Annotated in this window: 19 protein-coding genes; 8 read left to right on the top strand and 11 right to left on the bottom strand. The window is 53.6% G+C overall.

The window, feature by feature from the left end; genetic code table 11:
• Positions 1–113: 113 nt before the first annotated feature.
• The 8 genes from DFR30_RS00530 (at position 114) to ntrC (ending at position 8,233) form a co-directional block, all read left to right on the top strand.
• Positions 114–680, top strand: coding sequence for a hypothetical protein (locus DFR30_RS00530; RefSeq protein WP_132970817.1), 567 nt, complete (start codon positions 114–116; stop codon positions 678–680).
• A 96-nt stretch (positions 681–776) separates the two neighbouring features.
• Positions 777–1,820, top strand: a complete 1,044-nt coding sequence (locus DFR30_RS00525) for a tRNA (5-methylaminomethyl-2-thiouridylate)-methyltransferase (protein ID WP_132970816.1) — start codon at positions 777–779, stop codon at positions 1,818–1,820.
• Positions 1,817–2,050: a sulfurtransferase TusA family protein gene (locus tag DFR30_RS00520; protein WP_132970815.1), complete on the top strand. Its 234-nt coding sequence runs from the start codon at positions 1,817–1,819 to the stop codon at positions 2,048–2,050. The genes DFR30_RS00525 and DFR30_RS00520 overlap by 4 nt, the downstream gene beginning before the upstream one ends.
• Position 2,051: 1 nt before the next feature.
• Positions 2,052–3,209, top strand: a complete 1,158-nt coding sequence (locus DFR30_RS00515) for a cation diffusion facilitator family transporter (RefSeq protein ID WP_132970814.1) — start codon at positions 2,052–2,054, stop codon at positions 3,207–3,209.
• A 226-nt stretch (positions 3,210–3,435) separates the two neighbouring features.
• Positions 3,436–4,845, top strand: a complete 1,410-nt coding sequence (glnA, locus tag DFR30_RS00510; RefSeq protein ID WP_132970813.1) for a glutamate--ammonia ligase — start codon at positions 3,436–3,438, stop codon at positions 4,843–4,845.
• A 113-nt stretch (positions 4,846–4,958) separates the two neighbouring features.
• The gene (locus DFR30_RS00505; RefSeq protein WP_207891769.1) at positions 4,959–5,513 is read left to right on the top strand and encodes a DUF4124 domain-containing protein; all 555 of its coding nucleotides are present in this window, start codon (positions 4,959–4,961) and stop codon (positions 5,511–5,513) included.
• 255 nt (positions 5,514–5,768) lie between these two features.
• Positions 5,769–6,824: a nitrogen regulation protein NR(II) gene (glnL, locus tag DFR30_RS00500; RefSeq protein ID WP_132970811.1), complete on the top strand. Its 1,056-nt coding sequence runs from the start codon at positions 5,769–5,771 to the stop codon at positions 6,822–6,824.
• Positions 6,821–8,233: a nitrogen regulation protein NR(I) gene (ntrC, locus tag DFR30_RS00495; RefSeq protein WP_132970810.1), complete on the top strand. Its 1,413-nt coding sequence runs from the start codon at positions 6,821–6,823 to the stop codon at positions 8,231–8,233. The genes glnL and ntrC overlap by 4 nt, the downstream gene beginning before the upstream one ends.
• Before the next feature lie 77 nt (positions 8,234–8,310).
• On the opposite strand, the gene pilM is transcribed toward ntrC, so the two are convergent.
• The 11 genes from pilM to mshL all read right to left on the bottom strand — a co-directional run bounded on the left by pilM (position 8,311) and on the right by mshL (position 19,337).
• On the bottom strand, positions 8,311–9,237 hold the full coding sequence (pilM, locus tag DFR30_RS00490) for a type IV pilus biogenesis protein PilM (RefSeq protein WP_132970809.1): 927 nt from the start codon (positions 9,235–9,237) through the stop codon (positions 8,311–8,313).
• A 54-nt stretch (positions 9,238–9,291) separates the two neighbouring features.
• The gene (locus DFR30_RS00485) at positions 9,292–10,632 is read right to left on the bottom strand and encodes a pilus assembly PilX N-terminal domain-containing protein (RefSeq protein ID WP_132970808.1); all 1,341 of its coding nucleotides are present in this window, start codon (positions 10,630–10,632) and stop codon (positions 9,292–9,294) included.
• Positions 10,629–11,159 carry a type II secretion system protein gene (locus tag DFR30_RS00480; protein ID WP_132970807.1) on the bottom strand — a complete coding sequence of 177 codons (531 nt, stop codon included), beginning with the start codon at positions 11,157–11,159 and terminating at the stop codon, positions 10,629–10,631. The genes DFR30_RS00485 and DFR30_RS00480 overlap by 4 nt, the downstream gene beginning before the upstream one ends.
• A complete protein-coding gene (locus tag DFR30_RS00475) occupies positions 11,159–11,569 on the bottom strand; it encodes a type IV pilus modification PilV family protein (RefSeq protein ID WP_132970806.1) in 411 nt (136 codons plus the stop codon). Before DFR30_RS00475 ends, DFR30_RS00480 begins: the two co-directional genes overlap by 1 nt.
• The gene (locus DFR30_RS00470) at positions 11,566–12,063 is read right to left on the bottom strand and encodes a pilus assembly FimT family protein (RefSeq protein WP_132970805.1); all 498 of its coding nucleotides are present in this window, start codon (positions 12,061–12,063) and stop codon (positions 11,566–11,568) included. Before DFR30_RS00470 ends, DFR30_RS00475 begins: the two co-directional genes overlap by 4 nt.
• Before the next feature lie 40 nt (positions 12,064–12,103).
• On the bottom strand, positions 12,104–12,472 hold the full coding sequence (locus DFR30_RS14625; protein WP_132970804.1) for a type II secretion system protein: 369 nt from the start codon (positions 12,470–12,472) through the stop codon (positions 12,104–12,106).
• Positions 12,473–12,723: 251 nt separating this feature from the next.
• Positions 12,724–13,941 (bottom strand): type II secretion system F family protein, encoded by a 1,218-nt coding sequence (locus DFR30_RS00460; protein WP_132970803.1) that lies wholly within the window; start codon positions 13,939–13,941, stop codon positions 12,724–12,726.
• A 5-nt stretch (positions 13,942–13,946) separates the two neighbouring features.
• A complete protein-coding gene (locus DFR30_RS00455; RefSeq protein ID WP_132970802.1) occupies positions 13,947–15,656 on the bottom strand; it encodes a GspE/PulE family protein in 1,710 nt (569 codons plus the stop codon).
• Between the two features lie 3 nt (positions 15,657–15,659).
• Positions 15,660–16,715: a tetratricopeptide repeat protein gene (locus DFR30_RS00450; RefSeq protein WP_132970801.1), complete on the bottom strand. Its 1,056-nt coding sequence runs from the start codon at positions 16,713–16,715 to the stop codon at positions 15,660–15,662.
• A complete protein-coding gene (locus tag DFR30_RS00445; protein ID WP_243640637.1) occupies positions 16,712–17,614 on the bottom strand; it encodes an ExeA family protein in 903 nt (300 codons plus the stop codon). The genes DFR30_RS00450 and DFR30_RS00445 overlap by 4 nt, the downstream gene beginning before the upstream one ends.
• 4 nt (positions 17,615–17,618) lie before the next feature.
• Positions 17,619–19,337, bottom strand: a complete 1,719-nt coding sequence (mshL, locus tag DFR30_RS00440) for a pilus (MSHA type) biogenesis protein MshL (protein WP_165869047.1) — start codon at positions 19,335–19,337, stop codon at positions 17,619–17,621.
• Positions 19,338–19,339 lie beyond the last annotated feature (2 nt).

Genomic DNA, 19,339 nt, shown 5'->3' with positions numbered 1-19,339 from the left:
GCGTGCGGATGTAGGGCGTACGGTAATTTACACCCGGTCGGGGCAGTGTGCCTTCAAGCTAGGAAACCCACCGGCCGCTAATTTGTCTGAGGGAAAGGTGAGAGAGGTGCAGGATGACAACACTGGTTCTCCAACCGACAGATCTGGCTCAATGGCATGCACTGGTAGCAGAGGCGCAGCAGGCCTGTGACTGTAATCTTGAGGAATCTCTTGAATCTTATCTGGTTTTTCTGCTTATGCGGTTTGCGGACCGGCCGGAGCTGGCGCGCAAAATCATGGCACTGGAATTTCTCCACGCGCAGCAGGCCAACGCGCAGCAAGCTGACAATTTACGCGATGTTGGCGACCAATGCCTGCTTTTTTCCGGATTATTTCCGCAGATCGCAGAAAAACGAATGGTTCGTGTAAGTTATTTCGTAAATATCGGGCGGAGTGCTTATGGCCAGCTGTCCTCGTTGGTCGACAGGAAAAGCGAGCGTTTGTTCAGCAATCTGGCCGGTGGCTTCGTTGCGATAATGGATGTGCTGCACGCCATGCGTGGTTTATCCGGTGTACCCGTTTTGCAGCCGCTGGCAGCCGCAGAATTGTGGGCAGACACTGGCAGCCGCAGTGCCTGGGGCGCCATTACGGAAGCTGGAAACCTGCCCGCCGCGCGCCGCGACCAGCGCTCCCGGCACTGAAACCACCGGTTAGCGAAATCCCCTGACAATCATCGCGCTATGTCCACCCGGGCATAGGGTACAATCCGTGCGGATTTTCACTTTATCGGTAGCGATATGACCGAAGCGCGCAAAGCCGTCGCGTTGATTTCCGGCGGGCTGGATTCATTACTGGCCGCCCGGGTGATGCAGGAACAGGGCATCCACGTCGAGGGCATCAATTTTTTCACAGGTTTCTGTGTGGAGGGCCATACCCACGCCATCCGCAAAAAGGACCGTGCCAAACCCAAACGCAACAATGCGCTGTGGGTCGCCGAGCAGCTGGGCATCAAGCTGCATATCATCGACATTATCGAAGAATACAAAGATGTCGTGCTCAACCCGAAGCACGGCTACGGCGCACATCTTAACCCCTGCCTGGACTGCAAGATTTTCATGGTGCAGAAGGCAAAGGAATGGATTGAGGCCAACGGTTTCGATTTTATCATTACCGGTGAAGTCATCGGTCAGCGACCCAAGTCCCAGCGCAAGGACACCATGCCGGTGATTGCCATCGAATCGGGTGCGGAGGATCGTTTGCTGCGGCCGTTGTGTGGAAAAAACCTGCCCCCTACCCTGCCGGAGATGGAAGGCTGGATCGATCGTGAAGGCTTGTATGATTTTGAGGGCCGTTCGCGAAAACCACAGATGGCCCTTGCACAGCAGTTTGGTTATGAAGAATATGCACAGCCAGCCGGTGGGTGTTGTTTTTTGACCGATGAAAAGTACGCGCAAAAACTGGCAGACCTGTGGCGTGCTCGTGGCGAACGTAAATACGAGTTCGATGACATTATGTTGTTGAAGGTGGGTCGCCATATTCGTCCGAGCCCCAACTTCAAACTGATCATCGGTCGCGAGGACGGCGAGAACAAATTTCTTGAGGGTTACCGCAAGCAGTTTACGCACCTGTTTACCACCAGTCATAATGGGCCATTGGTATTACTCGACGGCGTTGCAGGTGATGAAGACCTGCAACTGGCCGCAGAAGTCACGGCACGTTTCAGCCAGGGGCGAAGTGCGGACCAGGTGGACGTTGAAATTCATCCATTGAATGAAGAAACAAGAACGCTGAGTGTCAGGCCGATTGGCGGTAGTGCGATACCGGCGGACTGGTATCTGTGAGCCACTACGAACTCGACGTGCGGCGCATGTTGTGTCCAATGCCGGTGATACGCAGCCAGGACCGTATCGAACACCTGCAACCGGGTGATACGCTGGCGGTTATCTGTACGGATCCTGGCGCCAAACATGATATTCCGGCATGGTGCCGGGTTAACGGGCATGAAGTGTTATCTATCGATGAAAAACAGGACGAGCTGGTCATTACTGTACGTGTAGGCAACAAAGACTGATATGAGCACCACAGCGGAAGCATCAGTTCACAACCCGCGATACCGCGAAGTACGCAAAGTTACCGTGGTCGGTACGGTGGTGGATTTTGTCCTGGGCGTGGCGAAAATCGTTATCGGGTGGATTGCGCATTCCGAGGCACTGGTCGCCGATGGTGTGCATTCGCTTTCAGACCTGGCGACCGATTTCGTTGTGTTATATGCCGCCAGGCATTCACACATGGATGCGGATGAAGATCATCCCTACGGCCATGGACGTATTGAAACACTGGCCACCGTCGGACTGGGCATCATGCTGATACTGGTTTCATTCGGTATTGCCTGGGATGCAGTTTCACGTATCGGTGTTCCGGACCTGCTGTTTACTCCCGGCGCACTCGCACTTGTGGTCGCGTTCCTGTCTGTACTTTCCAAGGAAGCCCTCTACCAGTACACCGTCAATGTGGCACGTCGCCTGAAATCCAATATGTTGATGGCCAATGCATGGCACCACCGCAGCGATGCGATTTCGTCTATCGTTGTATTTATCGGTGTGGCAGGCGCCATGATGGGTTACCACTATCTGGATGCAGTCGCTGCCGTTGTGGTGGCGGTAATGATCGCCAAAATTGGTCTGGACCTGGTACTTTCCAGTACGCGCGAGTTGATCGATACCGCCCTTGAGCCAGAACTGGTGGAAGCGATCAGTGATGTCATTACCCATGTTAATGGCGTACGTGCATTGCATATGTTGCGCACCCGCCGCAGTGGCGGGCGAGCGCTGGTCGATTTGCATTTGCAGGTCGACCCGCGCATCAGTGTTTCGGAAGGCCACCAGATTGGTGATACGGTACGGCGGAAACTGCTGGAAAAATTTGATGAGGTAACTGACGTGACGGTCCATATTGACCCGGAGGACGATGAAACAGAATCGCCCTGCGATCATCTGCCGTTGCGCGAAGAACTGGTTGAGCGGTTACGTACCCAGTGGTCCGAGATGGCCAGCATCGACAGTGAAGATATAACGCTGCACTACCTGAGTGGGAAATTGCAGGTTGATGTCGCGCTGCCGTTTTCGGTTCTGGACCAGTATGATGACCCTGTACAGTTGGTGCAGCAGATAGAGCGGTCCGCGAAAACAATACCCGAAATCGAGCATGTACAGGTCTGCTTTCGTGCCTGATGCCGCCCTGTTTTGGGGCGGGCCCAGGGCTCAGCGCGCTTATTTGGTGCGCGAAGGCCGCTCTTTGCGGGGGCATGCTGCCCCAAACTTCAGACTTGCCAGCGTTTTTTCGCGTGGCATAATTCCTGCTCTTTGCAGGAACACTTTTTGGATTCACCGGTATTTGACCCTGTAACCAGGTACAAACCCGTTTTTTTAGAAACAGTCCCATTTCGGAGGAAGCAAGATGTCCGCAGCGAAGGTAAACAAACTGATGAAGGATAACGGGGTCAAATTCGTTGACCTGCGTTTCACTGACACACTGGGCAAGGAGCAGCACGTTACGGTTCCTTCCAGTGAAGTCAATGCCGGTTTTTTCAAGGACGGCAAAATGTTCGATGGCTCGAGTATTGCCGGCTGGAAAGGCATTAATGAGTCTGACATGGTGCTGATGCCTGACACCTCCACTGCCGTGATGGATCCATTTGCTGATGAGTCCACCATGAACCTGCGCTGCGATATCCTGGAACCGGCAACCATGAAAGGCTATGAACGTGACCCGCGTTCTCTGGCTATCCGCGCTGAAGCCTACCTGAAGTCCACCGGCATAGCGGACACCGCTTACTTTGGCCCGGAGAACGAATTCTTCGTGCTGGATGATGTGCGTTGGGGTTCGGAGATGAGCGGCGCTTTCTACAAGGTTGATTCCGAGGAAGCATCCTGGAATGCCGAGCGCGTCTATGAAGACGGCAACATCGGTCACCGCCCGGGTATCAAGGGCGGTTACTTCCCGGTACCGCCGGTCGATTCACTGCACGACATGCGTTCAGCCATGTGCCTGGCACTGGATGAGATGGGCTGCCCGACCGAAGTGCATCATCACGAGGTAGCAACAGCCGGTCAGTGCGAAATCGGCACGGTATTCAACACCCTTGTGCGCAAGTCCGATGAAGTACAGATACTGAAATATGTTGTGATGAACGTTGCCCACAGCTACGGCAAGACGGCTACCTTTATGCCCAAGCCGCTGGTTGGTGACAATGGTAATGGCATGCACGTGCATATGTCGCTGGCATCGAAAGGCAAGAACCTGTTCAGCGGCAAGAAATACGGTGGCCTGTCCGACACTGCCCTGTACTACATCGGTGGTATCATCAAGCATGCCCAGGCGCTTAACGCTTTCACAAACGCCTCGACCAACTCCTATAAACGTCTGGTGCCGGGTTTCGAAGCACCTGTTATGCTGGCCTACTCGGCGCGTAACCGTTCTGCATCCATTCGTATCCCGTACGTCGCCAACCCCAAGGGGCGTCGTGTCGAGGTGCGTTTCCCGGATTCCACCGCCAACCCGTATCTCGCTTTCTCGGCGATGCTGATGGCTGGTCTCGACGGCATCCAGAACAAGATCCACCCGGGCGATGCCATGGACAAGGATTTGTACGATCTGCCGCCGGAAGAAGAAGCCAGGATCCCGCAGGTTTGCTTCACCTTCGATCAGGCGCTGGAAGCCCTGGACAAGGACCGCAAGTTCCTGACGACAGGTGGTGTATTCACTGACGATATGATCGACGGCTTTATCGATTTGAAGATGGAAGAAGTGACGCGTCTGCGCATGAGCACCCATCCGGTTGAATTCGATATGTATTACAGCCTGTAATAGCAACTGACGAGCGGTACCGGAAACGCCCCCGAAAGGGGGCGTTTCTGGTTGCGCGGATGAAGGGCTGTGGGTAAGGTAGTATCAAACCACACCGTGAAAAGGTGAATATGATGAAGCACCGTCAACTTACAGTTTCTGTCATGTTACTTGTACTGGCCTGCACCACTTCGGTATCTGCCGAGGTATATCGAAGTGTCGATCAGCACGGTAATGTAACGTTTACCAATCAGGCGACTCCTGGCGCTGAACCCGTACAGCTAAAACCGCTATCGGTATATGGCGCACCCGTCCTGAAAACAGATGTAAAAAGTACAGCAAGCGAAGAAGACAAGACGCAGGGCTACGAAAGCGTTGAAATAATTTCCCCGTTACCCGACGAAACCGTGCGCGATAATCCCGGTAACGTAGCGGTTACGGTTAGCAGTAAACCTCCGCTGGATAGTCGTGAAGGGCATCGTTACCAGTTCATTCTTGATGGCCAGGCGGTTGATAAGCCCCAGACAGCGACCACGAAAGTGCTCACAGGTGTCGATCGTGGCGAGCACCAGATAGAGGTAACGGTCGTCGACGCCAAAGGCCGTGAACTGGCACGCAGTAGCGCAACCCGTTTCTTTCTGCATCGCCAGACCATCTTCAACCCCGCACGCAGCGGTGGTGCAAGCTAGACTTTCCTCCCTCACCTGGCCAGAAGTCAGGTCGATTTCAAGGTTGATATGAAGCTCAACTATGCACTATGGTGGTGCATTGTGAGCTACAGGTTGTGTCTCAAGATACCCCGGTTTGGTTTTAACAGGACCAAAGTGTCACGGCACATCCTTTATATAATCCTGTTACTAATTGTAATTAAAGAAGTTATTTTTTGCCTCGGTTCTCACAGGGTCACCGGGCAAAAGCGGCGTATTTTTTGCTAAGGGGTCAGTATGCCCACACCTGATGACAAGCAAAGGTTGCAGTGTGCACGTTTGCTGGGAATCCAGAGTACGGCGCTGCTGTTACTCGATAACGATTTGCAGTTACTGTATCTGAATCCTGCAGCAGAAAACCTGTTTCAGGTCAGCAGTCGGCAGATTACCGGGCAACCATGGTCGTCGGTCGTTTTGGTGTCGGAGACCATGCAGAAGCATCTTCTGGATGCGCTGGATCAGCAGATATCGTTTATCGAGCGCGAGCTGGAGCTTACCGCAGTAAATGGCCAGCAAATGGTTGTCGATTTTACGGTGACAACCACCAGTCATTCGGAATTATTGCTGGAGATTGTTCGAAGAGACCAATTTATCCGGATTGCCCATGAAGAGCAGCTATTGGTGCAACAGCGCGCGGCGCGAGAATTGCTGCGAGGGATGGCGCATGAAATAAAAAATCCTCTGGGTGGACTGAGGGGTGCCGCCCAGTTACTGGAAAGTGAGCTGGGTGATGAGGAGATGAAAGAATACACGCAGGTCATCATGCGCGAGGCGGATCGGTTGAGAAACCTGGTAGACCGTATGCTCGGCCCCAACGATTTGCCGCACAAGCAGATGATCAATATACACCAGGTGCTCGAGCATGTTCACAGCCTGGTGGAGGCGGAAGGTAACGAGGCGATACAGCTTGTCAGGGAGTATGACCCGAGTATCCCGGATCTGTGTGCAGATTCAGAACAGCTGATACAGGCTGTTTTGAACCTCGTGCGGAACGCCATGCAGTCCGGCGCAGACCGGATCGTGCTGAGCAGCCGTGCGCAGCGACAGGTAACGATCGGGCAAAAGCGATACAGACTTGCCGTGCGTATCGATATTTCAGATAACGGAAAGGGGATCGACGAGAATATGAAGGAACAGATATTTTATCCCATGATAACAGGTCGAGCAGAAGGAACCGGTCTTGGCCTGTCCATTGCACAGTCTATGGTAAACCGCCATAACGGCATTATTGAATTTACCAGTGAACCTGGAAGTACGATGTTCACCATATTGTTGCCTCTGGAGGAAGCATGAAGGAAAAGGCGAGTGTCTGGGTGATCGACGATGATCAGTCCATTCGCTGGGTACTGGAAAAAGCGCTGGAGAAAGCAGGCATGAAGGTTAATGTCTTTACTTCGGCGAATGGTATCCTGGAAGCGCTGCAGCGCAGTCAGCCAGATGCCATGATAACGGATGTTCGTATGCCGGGTATGGACGGCTTTGAGCTGCTCAATGCCATCCAGGAAGACTGCCCGGATTTGCCAGTCATTATAATCACCGCTCATTCTGACCTGGATAGTGCAGTAACAGCATATCAGGGTGGTGCATTCGAATATTTACCAAAGCCTTTCGATATCGAGGATGCCGTTGAACTTACACAACGGGCCATTGAACAAAGCCGCAGTCACGCGAAGGGTGCCGATGCAGTAAAAGGGCGGCTGGATACGGAAATTATTGGTGAAGCACCTGCCATGCAGGAAGTGTTCCGCGCTATTGGCCGGTTATCACGGTCCAATATTACGGTGCTGATCAACGGAGAGTCGGGTACAGGCAAGGAGCTGGTTGCGCTGGCTCTGCATCGACATAGTCCGCGTGCTGATAACCCCTTCATCGCACTTAATATGGCAGCGATTCCACGTGACCTGCTGGAGTCCGAACTGTTTGGTCATGAACGTGGAGCGTTTACCGGGGCACAAAGTCAGCGTGTTGGACGTTTTGAACAGGCCGATGGTGGAACATTGTTCCTGGATGAAATAGGTGACATGCCGGCAGAAATGCAGACACGCCTGTTACGTGTTTTATCAGATGGCGAGTTTTATCGCGTAGGTGGCCACACGCCGGTGAATGCTGATGTACGTATCATTGCCGCAACACACCAGGATCTGGAAAAACGTGTCCTGGAAGGCAGTTTCCGTGAAGACCTATTCCATCGACTCAATGTAATACGTATTCACTTGCCCGCGGTTCGGGAAAGGCGTGAAGACATACCCCTGTTGATGAGACATTTTCTGCAGGCCGCTGCCCGTGAGCTGAGCGTTGATGTGAAACAGTTACTGCCAGAAACAGAGTCTTATCTCGGGCAGCTGGAATGGCCGGGCAATGTACGGCAGATTGAAAACCTGTGCCGTTGGCTGATGGTAATGGCACCGGGCCAGGAAATCCGTATCGATGACCTGCCAGTAGAACTGCGCCAGTCTTCAGGAAGTGAATCAACAGTAGCGCAAGGATGGGAGTCTGCACTGCGCGCATGGGCCAGTCGCAAGCTTGCAGAGGGTGAAGAGGCTTTGCTTGAAGAGGCTTTACCCGCGTTTGAACGTGTAATGATAGAAACGGCATTGGCGCAAACCGGGGGACGACGACAGGACGCAGCACGGTTGCTGGGTTGGGGGCGGAATACACTGACGCGAAAAATTCGTGAACTGGAGCTTGATACCACACAGTAACATGCCAGCATATTTGTCTTTGCGAGCACAGCCCGGCAACCTGCAACAGTTTGGTGCCAGACCCAAAAAGGTTTGCTCTAGAGTTGAGTTGCCTCGGTACGTAACGCAGCTCCGATAGCAAGTACGCATTCACCAAGCTGGTCCGTTTCAACATCACCACCGATTTCGACAATGTCCGCAATATCGATGGTTTGAACTGGCAAACCCGTCTGCTCGCCAAGGCGTGATGCCAGGTCGGACAGTTCAACGGGCAGCGGGCATAATGCCACCGTGCTGATCGGCGCCTGCTGAAAGTGCCGGTCGTAGTAGTCCATGGAGCGTTGAAGCTCCAGCGCCAGACGGTCGACCAGTTCCGGCGATTCCTGCAACTGTCGGTAACCGAAGTCCATGCTGCGTGCCAGGTAGAGGGTCGAGTTGCGTGTCAGGGTAACGAGGGCGTGATCTGCGCCGAAAAAAATCAGCGCGATACCGTCCTTGTCAGCCTCGAGGCGGGCGGCGATATTACGCATGGCGAGCTCGGGAATATCGATAATGCCCAACTCAATGCCGGCAGCCTCAAAGGGCTCTATCAGCGATTTGACCGTCGATGTGCGTGACACCACCACATAGAGACTTTCCTGCACACCGCGCGCGCCACTGGGCGGCGCATCAAATACATCAAGCACGGCATCATCTATATGAAAATCAATCAGGTCACGTATGCGCCAGCGTACGGCCGCTTTCAGTTCCGCCGGAGGGACTTCAGGTGCTTCGACCATCATCAGCTGGTAGTTACCTATCGGCAGTAGCGTGGTCACACTGTTTCCGGAAAGTTTGAGCTGTCGCGCCAGTTGCTGAAGGTGTCCGGTGGCTGACTGGCCAGGGTTGGCTGGATAGAAGCCACACAGCTCAAGTCGCGGCTTGTCCGTGCCCGTTTTCACTATCGTGGCGCAGACCGTACCTGCCGGACTTTGCGCGAGCGCGGTCAGGCGGTTCCCTTTTTGTTTTTTCGTAAATGAAAACACGCGGTTGCCTCTTTTAAAGTCTACGGCGGAGAGTCGTGGATTTGGTCTTACATGTCAATTTCTGATGAGTTCTTCCCAACGAACCAGGGCGACGCTGCTGCCAGACGAGCCCCCGGTAAACACGACGGATTCCAGGTCAGGGTTGGTTAAACCTGATGATGCGTCTGACCATGTGCTGCCATTCCAGTGCAGGACGCTACCCTTCTTTCCTACTGCAAAACAGTCGATTGTGGAAGAGCAGGATATGCCTTTCAGGTCTTCACCTTTACCGAGTGCTGCAGTAGGCCAGCTAATCCAACTGGTGCCGTCCCAGTGTACCAGGCTAAAATCATTACCTGGCTTGCGCTTCTTGCCGGCTGCCCAGCAGTCACTGGCGGATATGCAATAGACCGATTCAAGGTCTGGTTTGTTAAAGCCCGATGCAACCTGGTTTCGTTGCCAGGTAAATGAACCGCCCGGACGTTGTGCAAAAGTATAATTCGAACCGTTTCTTTTACCGACAGCCTGGCAACCGGTGGTTGAGTAGCAACTGACGCCCTTGAGTTCCTTGTTTATGTTATCAGTACCGTCGTTGACCCATGTGCTACCGTTATAGACCAGTGGCGGCTGGTTCTTCTTCCCGACGGCGTAGCAGGTGGTGGACGGGCAAGTTACTGCCTTGAGGTCATCAACAATGGCTGTTGACGCGGAGGGCGCCGACCAGCTACTGCCATCCCAGAAACGAATAATACCGCCACCCTGTTTACCGACAAGGAAGCAGTAGTCCGGGTTACTCGGTGCACAGGCAATATCTTCATAATCTTCGCCTGGATCCAGGATGGTTTCTGTCCATGTCCCGCCGATATAGTGCAGAACGACACCATTTTTTCCGACAGCGTGGCAGACGTTTGCAGTAGGACAAGTGATGGCTTTAAGGTCATCGCTTGCCGTAAAAGAGGATGCGGTCCAGCTTGTGCCATCCCAGAAAAAAATCGCGCCATTTTTACCGACAGCCCACGCGCCGGTCGGGAGACCGAGTCGAAGGTCAACCCGTGCCGAGCGGACAGAAGGGGCTGTGCCGGCCGACACAACACTGGCGGTTACCTGTACACGGCATTCGCCACCCGGTTGCACCACCGGGTTACTGAGCACGAAGCTCCCGCGCCCTGCTGCCACCGGACCAACACCGGCCAGTCCGGCACATGAACTCGTACTGGCATAAAGATAGGATGCATGCTCGACGCCTGTCTCGGCAACGAACAGGGCTTCTATGGCATCATTGTTTACCGCGCTGTTGAGGATATTGCTGCGCGCCATCTGTAGCAGTGAAATGGCCATGACAGACAGAACGACCACGATGAACAACGCGCCTACCAGGGTGATTGCGCCGCGTTGATGTTGTGGTAAGCGCGTCATGGCTGCGCCCTCAGACTGACCCGGCTACGCTGGCTGTAGGTTTTTCCGTTGGAGGAGAGCTGAATTTCGAACTCGATATAGGCAAGATCGGAAGAACCGGTGGCAGGTGTCACTTCGTCATTGCGCAGGTAGTTGAATGTCAGCAGCTGCAAAGAATTACTGAGCGGAAAAGCAGCGTTTGCAGCAACTGACGCATAGCGCATATTCAGTTGTGGCGATGCGTCTTCAATGGTTACAGTTTCACCGTCATTGCGGACAAAGCTGATGCTGCCCACAACCAGAGGTGTTGAAACTTCGTAGTCGGAAAGCGACGAGGGGTTGCGTCGTATTTCACGAAGTTCACGCGTGATACGTTCTGTGGCATAGCGCAATTCACCAAGCACGTTTGATTCGAGGGCATTTTCATTGTAGGCCTGTACCGAAAGGCTGAGGTACGGAGTCAGCAGCATGGCAAGCAGTGACAGTGTGGCGATAGTAACCACCATCTCGAGCAGGGTGAAACCATCGTGTTTGCTGCAAACCTTCATCAGTAGTCCACCAGCACAAAGGTGATTTCCGACAAGGGGCTTGCGCCTTTATCGACCGAAACAGTGACCAGGTCGCACAACGCACCTGCGGGACAACCTGCAGGTGCCGTGACGGGTTGGCTTATGGACGTGGTGCGATTGAAGCCGGTATAGTTTCCCGCAAGTACTTCGGGGTATGTGCCGGTGATTATGGAGGCAAACCCCTGGGTGCGCCGTCGTCCAAGAATCAGTTCTGCCTGCTCCTGCGCCAGTTGTGTTGCTGTCTGAATACTTCGGTTTTCGAGAAGGCTCAGGCTGGCTTTGGTGAACAGTCCTGAAATGGGGACAGCAGCAATAGCCAGTATGACGATAACCGCAATGAGTTCCAGAAGTGTAAATCCGCTACAGCATTTGCGATCCGGGCAGTTCATGGCGCCACCGTGACATGGCCCGTCAGGGGCTGAACCAGGACGGTTGCTATAGAACTTTCACCACTCAGCGTCCAGCTCCGGGTCGTAGACATGAGGCTGGCGCCACTCAGGGGGCGGCCCAGTGAATCAAATTTCAAATCACTGACACTCAGTGTTACGCCATTATCCAGAACAAAATCCTGCAGCGCACCGGCAGAATCTCGAATAGTAGCCGCGCCATCGGTTATGGCGTAAGTCGTCGGGGACTGGACATCCAGTGTCAGCGCCACACCGCGTGATAGTGCCATTGCCTGTGTATGGCGCAGGTTACGTGCCAGCAGGTCAGCCTGTGCCGGGAGCGACTGGTCGCCAGGCGCCCAGCGCAGCATGATGGCGCTGCTTGTGACACCCAGAATCAATAAAACGGCTACAAGCTCGACAAGCGTGAACCCGCGACAACTTTTTTTTGAAATGACGACATCCATGGCGTTATGTCCAAAAAAAAGGGCGGGCACCAGCCCACCCTTTTCGTCATGCTCCGTTGGGGGAGCAGTACTAGTTAATAGTACCGATACAACCGACGGTATCCGCTACAGCAGCGGTAGCCGCAGTGCATGTGGTGTCGGTGAAAGTCTCAACGGTGTAGTTGGTGCCATTGATGACGACTTGTATACCGGTACCGACAGCCGAAATATTCGGACCACCGACGTATGTTGACAATTCTGTAACGGTCGGAAGACGACGCAGGTCGGCAATCGCCATTGCATGGCCGGATCGTACACCTGCCAGTGAGCCGTTTTGTGCAGCTGTGAGTGCCTGGCCGGATACGTCGACAAAACGCGGTACTGCCATTGCGCCCAGCAGGGCCAGAATAACCAGTACTGCTACCAGCTCTATTAGGGTAAAACCCGCTTCTTTTTTCATCCTGTTAATCTCCTGAATGGGCATTAGGCCCGCGTTTACTGTTATTATTATCGTCAATACTTCGTCAGTACTTTAGTAGCTTTTGCGATATTTTCGTAAATTTAATGAATGGGCCCATTATGCCGGCTACCCCTTTATTTCATTGGTTTTATTAATATTTATGAAATATATTGTTTTATTGGTGATTATTTTTAAAAATAAATCTGAAATAGCAGGGAGATTAATTGTGACTTTAGTCACATTAAGGGCCTTCAGAGTGCAACTTTATACAAATCCCACATGGGCAGGAATACACCGGCTGCCAGCAGGGCAACCAGGCAGGCCAGGGCTATGGTGAGTGTCGGTTCAATCGAAGCACTGAGCTTTTCGATCGCATAGTCGACTTCATCATCATAGTAATCCGATATATCCTTCAGTAGCTCGCCAGTAGTGCCGGACTCCTCACCCACTTCGAGCATTTGCAGGACCAGGTGATCGAAAATCCCGGTGCTTGACGCCGTGCGACTGACCGACTCGCCGCGTTCAATACCATCACGCATGCTGAGTACACGTTCCTCGATGAACTCGTTGTTCAGGGCGCGACCAATAACGGACAGTGCGGTAACAATCGGTACGCCGGCATTGAGTACCAGCGCAAAAAGACGACTGAAACGTGCCAACGTAGCTTTGTACATGACTTTGCCGACCATAGGCAGGCGGAGTTGCAGCTTGTGCCATTTGTAGCGTCCGGCATCACTATTGATATAAAAATGGCCGCCGACAAATATCACGGCAGCACCCAGCAGCAGCAGTTCCCAATGATTGACCGTTGCATTGGACATGGCAACCAGGATCCGGGTGGGCAGTGGAAGCTGCCCGCCGAGACTTTTGAATACCTCTGCAAAAGCGGGAATAACAAAAATATTAATGATGGTGATTGCTGCCAGGATGGCAGTCAGGACAAATGTCGGATAACGCAGGGCTGATTTCACTTTCTTGCGGGTCTTCAGTTCGCGGTCAAGGTAGGTTGCCAGTTGCCTGAATACTTCATCGAGACGACCGCTGGTTTCGCCAACACGAACGAGACTGACGTAAAAGACAGAAAAGACGTCTGGAAACTGTGCCAGCGAACTGGAGAGGTCGCGACCGGCTTCAAGATTTTCAATGACGCCATTCAGCGTACGCCCCAACGTACGGTTGCGCCCATTCACGGCGAGGCCGTGCAAGGCACTGAGAATTGGTACGCCGGCTTTCATCAGGCTGTACATCTGGCGGCTGAACTGGATAAGGTCAATTAATTCAATCTTCGCCGGGAACAGGTCGCTAAGGTCTGCGCTCAGGCCGGATTTTTCTTCAGCGATGTGTATATCTACCGGCGTCAACCCACCTTCGATCAGACGTGTGGCGGCAATATCCGAACTGGGTGCATCGATAACACCTTCAATGGCGTCGCCGCGATGGCCTCGTGCTTTATATTGAAATTCAGGCATACAGTTTATACCGTAGCGCCACTGAGCCGCATGACTTCGGCAAGACTGGTAATACCCTGGCGTGCAAAATCGAGTGCATTATCGAGCAAGGGTCTGTACCCGGCTTGATCACGTGCGCCATTCTCGAATTCTGCAGGCGCATTACGTCTTAACGCATCGGCGAGAACATAATCGATATCAAGCATTTCATAGACGCCTATGCGGCCGTGGTAACCGGTATGATTACACTGGTTGCAACCACTGCCCTCATGAAAGGTATGGCTGCACTCTGCCTCGCCGGATACCGCTTTCAGCCAGGCCTGTTCACCCGGATCGAGAATCTTTGGACTGCTGCAGTTACTGCATATTCTGCGTATCAGGCGTTGGGCCAGAATAGCCTGAACCGAAGAAGCAATCAGGTAGGGTTCAAGTCCCATGTCAACAAGACGCATCGCCGTGCTGACAGCATCATTGGTATGCAGTGTGGACAAGACAAGATGACCGGTAAGCGCGGCTCTGAGCGCTATCTCACCGGTGTCGCGATCGCGCATTTCGCCGACGAGAATAATATCAGGGTCAAGCCGGAGTGTGGTGCGCAGTACTCGGGAAAAACCCAGGTCGATCTTGTGATTAACCTGGACCTGGTTGATGCGTGGTAACTGATATTCAACAGGGTCTTCAACCGTGATTATTTTCTTCTGTGGTTTGTTGAGTTCTGATAATGCCGCGTACAGGGTAGTGGTCTTGCCGCTACCTGTAGGCCCGGTCACCAGCACAAGTCCGTGGGGACGATGTACATGCGCACGAAAACGTTCAAGTATATCCTCAGGCATGCCCAGCTGGTCGAGTTTTCGAATGGCTGAGCCATGATCCAGTAGTCGCATAACAACGGCTTCACCGGTTTGCGTCGGTATGGTCGCAAGACGAACATCAATATGTTTGTCGAGCACGCGCAGGGTAAAGCGGCCATCCTGGGGTAAACGTTTTTCAGATATGTCGGCTTCTGCCATCAATTTAAGACGTGAAACAACAGCCGATGCAATACGGGTATCTTCCATAATCTGTTCGTGCAACACGCCATCGATCCGGCGACGTATACGGAGAACATCTTCGTCAGGTTCAATGTGGATATCCGATGCGTCTGCACGAACGGCATCCTCGAAAACCGTCTGAATAAGGCGTACAACAGGAGCGTCACTCTGGTCACTGCTCCTGGAGAGCGTACGTAGATCAAAAGCATTATCGGCCAGGTCCTGGCCAACCTCATTGGCCAGATGTCGCAACTGATCAGCATGCTGGTACATGCGGTCGATATTATGTAAAAGGTCGCTTTCCTTGACGCAGGCGATCTGGACGTCCGTTTTCAGCAAACGTACCAGCTCGTCATAGGCGAAAATATCGGTAGGATCTCCCATGCCGACCATGAGCCCGGTAGCCGTTTCCTTGAGCACGAGCACTCGATAACGCCGGGCATGGGTCTCGGGAAGTCGTGTAACCAGATCGGGATTCAGTTCGAAGCGTGACAGATCTACATAAGGTATGTTGAGTTGCTCGGACAACAGCAGCAAAAGCTGGTCTTCATCGACAAACCCGTTTTCGATGAGTACACGGCCGAGTTTGCGCCCGCTCTTTTTCTGTTCCTTGAGCGCCTCATTAAGTTGGGCTTCCGATATAATCTTTTGTTCTACCAGAAGGTCGCCGATACGAATGCGCCGTGTGGGCATAATTGCAGACATAGCCTAGTCCATATTCCGAGACAGGGCGTTGATTCGCCCGGTTATAAATTTTCTGAGCACAAGATTTAACGAGGTCATCTGCGCTTTCCGGTATGCTGCGAGTGCTTCGGCGGGTTTTCTGTCGTGCTCAAGTGAAACACCAAGCCCCATCCACCAGACGCCTTGCTCAGGGTGAAGGGACAGTGCGGCCCGATACTGATTCGCTGACGTCCGGTACTGACCAAGCCGGTAATGAATACCGGCTGACAGCGCAAGCAAATCCGGTGAAGTACCGTTTTTGTTGAGTACCGGTGTGAGTATTTCGAGCGCTGACGCATATTCCTGACGGTCGGCAAGAAGGCGGGTATAGGCAACAGCCAGTGGTGTGCTGCCGGGATCAGTCTGATATCCGGACTGGAGCAGGCCGTGTGCTTTATCTGCGAGACCCTGCTGTAGCCACAAGCCGGCAAGCTGAATGCGCGTATCGGTTCTTCCGGGCTCCAGTTCGAGAGCAGATTGAAGCGCTACAGTGGCAGCATGCAGATTTCCGTTCTTTAACAAACCCTGGGCACGGTTATAGTGACGTTGCGCTGTCTCTTCCGTCGTCAGTACTTTTTTGGCAGCTGTAACGGGTGTGGGCTCTGGCGTGGGTTTGTCCTCTGATGCGGCCACGTCATTCGACACGAGGGGCGCTGGTGAGGAAACAAGGCCGGTACTAACCGGGGTATCGGCCACAGATATTTTTGCGGGCGGCGTAACAATGCCCGCTTCCTGTGTGGCATGGGTTGTAGCCGTTTGCCCGGGCTGTGGCATGTCTGTTCTGGTCTCTGGCAGCGCTGTATTTACCGGTGGTGAAGGTACATGGCTGTCTTGCTGTTCCTGCCAGCTTTGGTAAGCAAACTGGAACAGCATTCCGGCGACTACGAGCCCGGCCGCCAAACCGGTTCGCCACACCATTGGCGACAGGCTGAAGCGAGGAGTATCGGCCAGGCCCATACCCTGCAATGCAGCAGCCTCGACGTGACTGGCGGGGCCACGACGTGCGTCAAGGTCACGTAGCATTTGATTTATCAGGCTCATAATCCGTACGCATACAACAGTCCGGCACTGGTCAGGGCCAGCAGGCCGGCCAGGCCGGAGGCCATCGCTACCCGGCGACGGTGTGAATGGCAGGTATCCTCGGTATCCTTTGCGGCAAGCCGTATGTAAGTCACGCCTATTTGAGTGGCGCCGGCGCCATAGGCCGCCATCATGGACTTGTGGCAGAGCAGGTTGACCAGGCGCGGTATGCCGCGACTTGCACGGTGTATCTGTTTAAGTGCACGCGCAGTGAACAGCTCCGGATTGTCGCAACCGGCCACACGAAGGCGGTGGATGATGTACTTTCCGAGCGTGTGCCTGTCGAGAGCGCCAAGCTGGTAGGAAAAGACAATACGTTGCCTGAGTTGCCTAAGATGCTTTTGAGACAGACGGTGATCGAGTTCAGGCTGCCCAAACAGGACAACCTGCATGAGCTTGCGTTTCTCGGTTTCAAGATTGGTCAGAAGGCGTAGTGCTTCCAGCGTTTCATCCGGCATGGCCTGCACTTCGTCAAGCAGCAGGACAACCTGCTTGTCCTGTGCGGCGTACTCGATGAGCCGTTCGGTGATTAGACCAAGCAGCCGGTGCTGGCCAATATTGCGCGCAAACTTGATGCCCAGTTCTTCTGCGAGGGCCATGCGTAGCGCCACCGGGTTAAGAAACGGGTTCGGGATATAGGCTGTACAGGTGTCGTCCAGCAAGCCAAGCAACTTTCTGCAAAGCAGGGTTTTCCCGGTTCCGACTTCACCGGTAACCTTGATAAACCCTTCCCCACCATGCAGCGCGACCCGTAATACATTCAGGGCTTCGCGGTGTGCACCGTTGTCGAAGAAAAACTCCGTATCCGGTGTTAGCGTAAACGGTGGCTCGGTCAGCGAAAAGTGGTTGAGGTACATCATCGTATTACCAGGTTGACAAGGGTATATCCGGGTGACTGATAGTGTTAAACCTGTTACCGGTGTGTTGTATTTCGTTAGACCATCCGCGATCTGCATTGACAACAACCGGGCGCAACAGAATAACGAGTTCGGTTTTACGCGAGACCTTGCGTGTGTGGCGGAACGCCGTGCCTACAATGGGCAGATCGCCGAAAAACGGAGTTGTTGCAACATCATCCTTTACGATGTCCTGCATCAGTCCGCCTATAACAACGACTTGCCCGTTATGCGCCCGCACAATGGTGTCCGATTCACGAATCGAACTGGTTGCGAGCGGCAGAGAAAAGGAAGTCGATGTCGATATGTTAATGCGCTTCTGATCTTCGGTTACTTCGCTGATGGCCGGGTGGACGTGCATGGTAATACTGCCGTCTTCATCTATCTGTGGCGTGACATCCAGCGCAACGCCCGAGAAAAACGGGGTCAGGGTAACATCCGCAGACTGGTTGGAAACGCTATTGGCAACGTCTGTTTCAATGTCCAGGTCTGTTACAAAGTACTCGTCAGTACCGACCTTGATAATGGCTTTCTGGTTGTTGACGGTCGAAACGCGCGGACTGGATAGTACCTGAACGTCACCCTGCGTTTTAAGGAGTTCCAGCAGCGCATCGAAGTCTCCGATATGTGCATCCAGTGCAAAAACGCTGCTCAATGTTGATGCGTCGGCATTGTCGATGTTGTTCAGTGGGCTTGCCAGCCCTGTTCCGAATACGCCGGCGGTGAGCTCACGGCTTGCGCCCTGGATATCAATAAACTGGCTCCAGTTAACGCCAGCCTGGAAAGCATCGTTCAATTGTACTTCGACAATCTTGGCTTCGATAATAACTTGCCTGTTGACGGAGCGCTGTAATGTATCCAGGTACTGCTCGACATCCAGTAACTCACGCGGCATGGCGCGTACCAGTACAGTGCCGGACAGTGGGTCGGCGATAATCTTGCGGTCATCCTTCTCGCCGATCAATGTTTTCAGTGATGTTTCCAGCGTCATCCAGAAATCGGAATCTGTTTGTGTGGAAACCTGGGCGCCCGAAAAACTGCGTTGGTTGTTTCTGTTGGGTGATCCTGCAGCAGGAGGATTGGCCAATCCTCCCGTTGATCCTGTTCCGGAAGCATTGTTTCCGCCACGTGTTGAACTGGACGGTGGTGCCTGTGTTACCTGCCCGGAGCTGACGCGAGTACGCGAGCTGCCCCTGCGTTGCAGGTCGAGATAGCTTACCTTGAAGACACGCGAGCGCATGCGCGCAGGGAATATCTGGTAGACCCCGTGTTTGTGGCGAAATTCGTAGCCATAGACATCGCGCACAGTGGCGAGCACCTCTTCGGTGGTTACATCCTTGAGATCCAGCGTCAGGGTTCCCGAAACCTCCGGGTGTACGACCATATTGTCACCGGTACCATCCACCAGGCTCATGAAGAACTCACGTGCCGGAACATCTTTAACCGTAACGTCATAGGTCGGCACGTGCGGTGTCTGCCGGCCCAGCGTGCCTTGCACTGGCGGAAGCAGCGCGTCCTGAACAGCCTTCGGGGGTTCTGCAGGTACGACAGGCTGTTGTGACCGGGCAGTGTCCAGTGCCTCGGTAATGGCCGGCAGTCTGGTGACTGTGCGGACGGGTATTTGCTGACAGGCACTGAGTGCCATGCTGGCGAACAGGATACAAGTGACAGATATGCGATGATTCATGT

Source organism: Thiogranum longum, assembly GCF_004339085.1.
Lineage (GTDB): Bacteria > Pseudomonadota > Gammaproteobacteria > DSM-19610 > DSM-19610 > Thiogranum > Thiogranum longum.
Note: the sequence above shows the minus strand (reverse complement) of the source record. Positions and strands in the feature narration are given on the sequence as shown.

Bases quoted from the DNA above. Each gene is read 5' to 3' on its own strand.
- DFR30_RS00530 (WP_132970817.1), top strand. From the start codon at position 114: ATGACAACACTGGTTCTCCAACCGACAGATCTGGCTCAATGGCATGCA.
- DFR30_RS00525 (WP_132970816.1), top strand. From the start codon at position 777: ATGACCGAAGCGCGCAAAGCCGTCGCGTTGATTTCCGGCGGGCTGGAT.
- DFR30_RS00515 (WP_132970814.1), top strand. From the start codon at position 2,052: ATGAGCACCACAGCGGAAGCATCAGTTCACAACCCGCGATACCGCGAA.
- glnA (WP_132970813.1), top strand. From the start codon at position 3,436: ATGTCCGCAGCGAAGGTAAACAAACTGATGAAGGATAACGGGGTCAAA.
- DFR30_RS00505 (WP_207891769.1), top strand. From the start codon at position 4,959: ATGAAGCACCGTCAACTTACAGTTTCTGTCATGTTACTTGTACTGGCC.
- glnL (WP_132970811.1), top strand. From the start codon at position 5,769: ATGCCCACACCTGATGACAAGCAAAGGTTGCAGTGTGCACGTTTGCTG.
- ntrC (WP_132970810.1), top strand. From the start codon at position 6,821: ATGAAGGAAAAGGCGAGTGTCTGGGTGATCGACGATGATCAGTCCATT.
- DFR30_RS00485 (WP_132970808.1), bottom strand. From the start codon at position 10,632: ATGACGCGCTTACCACAACATCAACGCGGCGCAATCACCCTGGTAGGC.
- DFR30_RS00480 (WP_132970807.1), bottom strand. From the start codon at position 11,159: ATGAAGGTTTGCAGCAAACACGATGGTTTCACCCTGCTCGAGATGGTG.
- DFR30_RS00475 (WP_132970806.1), bottom strand. From the start codon at position 11,569: ATGAACTGCCCGGATCGCAAATGCTGTAGCGGATTTACACTTCTGGAA.
- DFR30_RS14625 (WP_132970804.1), bottom strand. From the start codon at position 12,472: ATGAAAAAAGAAGCGGGTTTTACCCTAATAGAGCTGGTAGCAGTACTG.
- DFR30_RS00460 (WP_132970803.1), bottom strand. From the start codon at position 13,941: ATGCCTGAATTTCAATATAAAGCACGAGGCCATCGCGGCGACGCCATT.
- DFR30_RS00455 (WP_132970802.1), bottom strand. From the start codon at position 15,656: ATGTCTGCAATTATGCCCACACGGCGCATTCGTATCGGCGACCTTCTG.
- DFR30_RS00450 (WP_132970801.1), bottom strand. From the start codon at position 16,715: ATGAGCCTGATAAATCAAATGCTACGTGACCTTGACGCACGTCGTGGC.
- DFR30_RS00445 (WP_243640637.1), bottom strand. From the start codon at position 17,614: ATGATGTACCTCAACCACTTTTCGCTGACCGAGCCACCGTTTACGCTA.
- mshL (WP_165869047.1), bottom strand. From the start codon at position 19,337: ATGAATCATCGCATATCTGTCACTTGTATCCTGTTCGCCAGCATGGCA.